Here is a 4,331-nt window from a genome sequence, read left to right on the forward strand (position 1 = left end):
GTGTCGCGGTTGATCAGGTCGTACAGGGCCATCGGTCCGTTGCACATCAGCGAGTAGCCGTGGCCGTACGGGAAGAGGAACACCATCCGCACGTCGTCGGCGTCGTGGGTGGTGGGGTACGGGTCGCCGAGGACGGTCGTCTCTCGGGCGCGGATCGCCTCGGTCTCCTGGTCGAGCGGGGACATGGTGGCTCCTTCGTCGGCCGCCCCAGGTCCCGGGCGGCGGTGCGTACGGGGCGGGGTTGCGGGTTCAGGTGGTGGCGAAGGTGCGGGCGATCTCGTCGGTGGCCCGGCGGATGGCGTAGCAGATCTCGCGCTCCTCGCCTTCGGGGATCTGCGGGTGCAGGCACGGGCAGAGCAGGCGGGCGGCGAGCGCTTCGGCGCGCGGGCAGGCCTGGCCGTCGGTGTGGGCGCCGATGTAGTCGTGCCCGGTGTAGGTGACGGGGTCGTTGATGATGCTGCCGAGCCCGTACCGCTCGGCGAGGAGCTCCATGAGGGCGTCGCGGCCAGCCCCGGCCCAGGAGGCGGGGACCAGGAGGTTGTAGCGGTAGTACAGGTGCTGCCCGCCGTCGAGTTGGGGCGGCAGGGTCAGGTGCTCGATGCCGTGCAGCAGGCGGGTGCGCTCGTGGGCGCGAGCGATGCGGGCGGCGTTCATCTCGTCGAGGCGGTCGAGCTGGACCAGGCCGACGGCCGCCTGGATCTTGGTGAGTTGCTGGTTGGTGCCCCATTCCTGGCTCAGGCCGTACGTGCGCAGGCGCCGTAGCCGTTCGGCGAGGCGGGCGTCGCCGGTGGTGACCATGCCGCCCTGTCCGAAGGTCGTCATCAGCTTCTTGGTCTCGAAGCTGAAGATGGTGGCCCAGCCCTCGGCGCCGACGGGGAGGCCGGCGGGGGTGGTGCCGCCCGCCGCTCGGGCGGCGTCGACGATCACCACCGGCGGGCCGTGGTGCGGGTGCGGGTGGCGCTCGGCGAGGTCGAGAAAGGGCCGGAGGTCGGCGGCGAGCCCGTTCCAGTGGGTGACCACGATCGCGCGGGTGCGGTCGGTGAGACGGTGCTCGACGTCGGCCGGGTCCAGGTTCAAGGTGAGCGGGTCGGGCTCGGCCAGGACGAGGTCGCCGCCCTGGTGGATGGCAGGCAGGTGGGTGCCGACGAAGTTCAGCGCGCAGGAGATCACCTGGTCACCGGGCTGCATCTCCAGGCACGTGAGGACCATCTCCAGCGCGGTACCGCCGCCGTTGAAGGCGATCGCGTGGCGGGAGCGGGCCTTGTCCGCGAACGCCTCCTCGAAGGCGGCCACGAGGTCCTTGTTGCGCCATCCGGTCCGCCACGACTGCGACTCGTCCATCACCTCCTGGACGGCGGCGCTCTCGGCGTCGGTGTACCAGCCGCCCTGGGCGGGTTCGTCGGGCCAGCGCCGTGGGGCGCGGCTGCGGGGCACGGTGGTGGCGTCGGTGGGCATGGGGCGTCTCCTCGGGTGCGGACCGGACCGGCCCGGGCAATGGCAGGGGGAGGGCGGTGGGCTCAGCGGGAGGCGAGGGGTTGCTCGTGCGCGGTGATGAGGGCGACCTTCGCCGCAGCGCGGCCGGCGGGGTCGAAGGTGTGGTCCAGCCACGTCCCGGTCAGGTCCCGGGCCAGGGCGAGGCCGATGACCCCGGAGCCCAGGCACAGGACTTGGGCGTTGTTGTGGGTCACGGCGTGTTCCACACTCAGCGGGTCGTGGGCGGTGACCGCGCGCACGCCGCGGACCTTGTTGGCGGCGATGGCCATGCCCAGCCCGGTGTGGCAGATCAGCAGAGCCCGGTCCGCGTACCCGCCGGCGACGAGCTGGGCGGCGGCGAAGGCGATGTCCGGATAGGGCGGCTCCTCGTCGAGGCCGACCTGGACCAGGGAGCCGACGCGCCGGTGATCAGCGACGGGGCCGGTCAGGTCGTGGGCGTAGGGGGCACCGGCCCGGTCGCCGGCGACGACGACGCGCAGGCCTTCGGAGCTTTCGGGCATGGGGGATCTCCTGGACGGCTGCGGGAAGAGGCCGGGGGCTCGGTGTCCCTGCGGCGGGTTTCACGATGGCCGGGGCGCCGGTGGGCCGGAAGGCAGTGGCGCGGTGCTCCGGCGGTGCGGCCCAGAGCACCGTCGGAGCACCGCCTCATTCCGTGGTGCTCCGACGGTGCTCCGCGTACGGTGTGCGCCCGCCGGTCAGGCCCACAGCTCCCGGACGGCGCGGATGACGCGGTCGACGTCGTGGTCGGTCATCGCCGGGAAGCACGGCAGGGACAACTGGCGGGCGCCGGCGCGCTCGGTAACCGGCAGCGGCCGGTGGACCATGTCCCGGTAAGGGCCCAGAAGGTGAACGGGCTTGAAGTGGACGCTGGTGGAGATCTGGTGGCGCTCCTGCAGCGCGGCCGCCACCTGGTCGCGATCCAGGGGCGCGGTGTCAGGGTCGATGAGGACGGCGTAGAGGAACCAGCCGTGCTCGACGCCGGGCAGGACGACGGGTGTCGACAGGCCGGGCAGGCCGGCGAGGCCGCTGGTGTAGGCGGCGGCGATGTCGGCGCGGCGCCGGGTGAACTCGGGCAGCCGGTCGTACTGGACGACGGCGAGGGCTGCGGTGAGGTCGGACATGACGTACTTCAGGCCGGGAACGGAGACCTCGTAGTCGGCGGTGTTGCGCTTGCCGTGCCGCTGCCAGGCGGAGGAGTCGATGCCGTGCCGGCCCAGCAGCCGGGCCCTGTGTACTAGCTCGCCGCAGCCGACGAGGAGGCCGCCTTCCCCGGCGGCGGCGACCTTGTTGGCGTAAAAGCTGAACGTCGACAGATCGGCGGTGCTGCCGGCGGGCAGCCCGTCGCGGCTGGCGTGCAGGGCGTGGGCGGCGTCCTCGATCAGCAGCAGGCCGTGGCGGTCGGCGAGGCGGCGGAAGGCGCGCATGTCACACATCTGGCCGCCGTAGTGCATGACGGTGATGGCCCGGGTGAGCGGGGTGATCGCGGCTTCGACCGCCTCGGGGGTGACGCACAGCGTGGTGGGGTCGACGTCGACGAGCACCGGGCGGGCACGAACCTGGCGCATCGCGTTCAGGGCGGCGCAGAAGGTCAGGCTCGGGGTGATGACCTCGTCACCGGCGCCGATGTCGGCGGCGAGGAAGGCGAGGTGGAGGGCGGCGGTGCAGGAGGTGACGGCGAAGGCGTCCTCGACGCCCAGGCGCTCGCGCGCAGCGTCCTCCAGGCGGGTGGCCTTGGGGCCGTGGGTCAGCCAGCCGGAGCGCAACGTGTCGACGACGCTGGCGATCTCGTCCTCGCCGATCAGCGGCCGGTTCCAGGGCAGCGGTGCGGCCGCCGGTTCGAGGGTCTGGCTCATCGCGGGCTCCAGGTGGCGTCGGTGTAGTCGGCGTGCAGACGGATGCAGTCGGCGCTGCGCAGTGCGCGGACGCGGCCCTGTTCCAGGGAGTGCTTGAGTCCGGCGAGGTTGTCGTACTCGGGCAGGTCGGGGTCCTCGAGCTCCTTGGACTCCACGGCGGCGGCGACCTCGCGCACGCCGTCGGCGAGGGGGGTGGGGCAGGCGCCGGGGAAGGCGGCGGCCAGGCGGGCGAAGCTGGTGCGGTAGTCCCGGGCGTCCGCCTCGTCACGCTCGGGCCCGGCGTCGATACGGGTTCCGGGTACGGCGTGCTCCACGGCGGCGGCGATCTGGGCGATGGTGTAGTTCTCCGCCTCGGCGCCGACGTTGAAGATCCGGTGTCCGGCCGGGGTGGCGAGGATCTGGGCGAGGACGTCGGCGACGTCCGCGACGTGGACGAGGGGGCGGCGCTGGCCTCCGCCGTTGAGGGGGATGCGCCCGGTGGCGACGGCCTGGGCGGTCATGCGGTTGGCGACGGAGTCCAGGCGCTGGCGCGGGGAGCGGCCGTGCACGGTGGCCAGCCGCAGGACGGTCAGCGCCCGGTCGGCCAGCAGCCCGGTCAGGGTGCGTTCGGCCAGGACCTTGGTGCGGGCGTAGATGCCGAGCGGGTTGGGTGCGGTGTCCTCGTCGACGGTGCCCTCGTGGCGGCCGTAGACGCTGCAGGAGGAGAAGAAGACGTAGTGCTCCACGCCGGCCGCGAGGGCCGCCTCGGCGGCCAGGACGGGCGAGGTGTAGTTGAGCTCGACGGCCAGGACTCCGTCGAGGGCGCAGGCGGGCTCGCCGACCAGGCCGCCGAGGTGGACGACGGCGTCGGCGCCGGTGGCCGCCCGGCGCAGCGCGTCGCTGTCGCGGAGATCGGCGTGGACGAAGGTGGTCGCGGGCGGCAGGAGGCGGGCGGGGTCGTCGCCGCGGCTGTAGATCAGGCCGTCGACGACGGTGAGGTGGTGG

General features: G+C 73.2%; 4 protein-coding genes and 1 pseudogene. All 5 read right to left on the bottom strand.

From position 1 onward, the window contains the following. Window positions 1–185, bottom strand: a pseudogene (locus P3H78_RS32850) (radical SAM protein); the annotation flags it as partial. A 64-nt stretch (window positions 186–249) separates the two neighbouring features. Further along, the gene (locus tag P3H78_RS32855) at window positions 250–1,455 is read right to left on the bottom strand and encodes a DegT/DnrJ/EryC1/StrS family aminotransferase (RefSeq protein WP_276112837.1); all 1,206 of its coding nucleotides are present in this window, start codon (window positions 1,453–1,455) and stop codon (window positions 250–252) included. A gap of 62 nt (window positions 1,456–1,517) precedes the next feature. Further along, window positions 1,518–1,994, bottom strand: coding sequence for an RpiB/LacA/LacB family sugar-phosphate isomerase (locus P3H78_RS32860; protein ID WP_276112838.1), 477 nt, complete (start codon window positions 1,992–1,994; stop codon window positions 1,518–1,520). Between the two features lie 195 nt (window positions 1,995–2,189). After that, window positions 2,190–3,347 (bottom strand): DegT/DnrJ/EryC1/StrS family aminotransferase, encoded by a 1,158-nt coding sequence (locus tag P3H78_RS32865; protein WP_276112839.1) that lies wholly within the window; start codon window positions 3,345–3,347, stop codon window positions 2,190–2,192. Next, window positions 3,344–4,331: NAD-dependent epimerase/dehydratase family protein (locus tag P3H78_RS32870; RefSeq protein ID WP_276112840.1), on the bottom strand; the 988-nt coding region annotated here is incomplete at its 5' end. The genes P3H78_RS32865 and P3H78_RS32870, both read right to left, overlap by 4 nt.

The organism is Streptomyces tropicalis (assembly GCF_029269835.1).
GTDB lineage: Bacteria > Actinomycetota > Actinomycetes > Streptomycetales > Streptomycetaceae > Streptomyces > Streptomyces tropicalis.